The organism is Bartonella sp. AA1HLJMS, assembly GCF_042197445.1.
Lineage (GTDB): Bacteria > Pseudomonadota > Alphaproteobacteria > Rhizobiales > Rhizobiaceae > Bartonella.
Map to the genome: position 1 here is coordinate 1 of NZ_JBHIRW010000178.1, position 1,382 is coordinate 1,382.

1 pseudogene is annotated in these 1,382 nt (G+C 42.8%); it reads right to left on the reverse strand.

From position 1 onward, the window contains the following. A pseudogene (locus ACFIQE_RS10395) lies at positions 1 to 1,382 on the reverse strand (filamentous hemagglutinin); the annotation flags it as partial.

Consider the following 1,382-nt stretch of genomic DNA (forward strand, 5'->3'; position numbering starts at 1 on the left):
AAAGCTTCTGAACCAATCTGGCGATCCTTGCCATTGGCTATATCTAAAGAAACATCGCGGCTTCCATCAGCTTTATAGCCATAACAACTGTCTGTATAAGCCTGACAACCAAGATAAGTGTTTTTATAAGCTGTTGCCCCCAAATTAGTGAGCACATTGGCGTGGATATCGGCATTTCCCCCTGCTCTCATAGAGCTATAATGGTTGTCAATGGTATCAGCGTTAATGATGAGGTTGCCACTAGATTGTATTACCCCCGAAACAGTTGGTTTATGCGAAAATGCTTGTGTGACAGTCTTTTCTGTCATGTGTGACCGGTTATACCATCGATACCGTTCTATATTACTGTTTGTCTTGTCATATTTCCAAGTAAATGACTTGTAGACTGTTCCATCGTTTGAAATTGCGGCACCATAAGTTTCTTCTTTGCTCGACCAAAGCTTTTTATCAAATACAAATTCTTCTGTATGAAAGACATAATAATTCGGTACATAATTTGGTAGAGGTGGATGAGTAAGTTCATCCTTAGTGTGACCCTTTCCCCAAAGGTTGGGACCATCTTGATATAACATCCCATCACTGAGCCTATCAGAACCCTCTGGTTTTTGGAAAGAAATATCGCTATATTCCGTTTTTTCTGTGATGACAGGCGTGCTATCGGCTTCGTTTTTCAGGGTGTTGGTTTGGATATTTAAGTTTCCACCAGCTTGAATCAAGCCTGCTTTATTCACAAGGGAAAGGCTTTTTCCGCTGCCAGCTGCATTGATGAAACCCAAATCACCCTCTGCTAAAATGGCACCAAAATCATTCAACAAAACCCCATCAACTTGTAAAGCACCATTGCCCTTCACATAAATTAAGCCCGTTTTGCTGTTGGTCACATTGCCCGTCACGCTAAAGACTAAATCCTGCCCCGATGCCAATTGACCGCTATTTCTAAGCTCCCCCGTCTTGATCACGAAATCTCGTGCCGCTAAAACAGAAGTTGTCTCATCAACCATAACGCTTGGAGCAATAAAGAGAATATCTCCAGTCCCACCGCCATCTCTTACGGCTTGTAGCCGCGCATGGTGAATATCAAGAGCATTGGTGCTTTGAAAGTCTAAACCGCCATAAGCCAATTCGCTGCCCGAGACATCAATATGATCTGCAATTAAATACAGCGTTTGCGGCGTGTAAATATGAGAACGATTATTGCTTAAATCGAGAGTGTTTGCTGTCAATCTCACATCCCCCTCAGCAGACAACACATTCTCAACACTGATCTCTCCTGATACCGATGTCAATGTTGCACTGCCATAGCCTATGACCTGATCATAATAGATGTCGTTGCCTGCAAAAATTTCAATATTGCCACCACTGGCAATCTGACCAACCTTCAC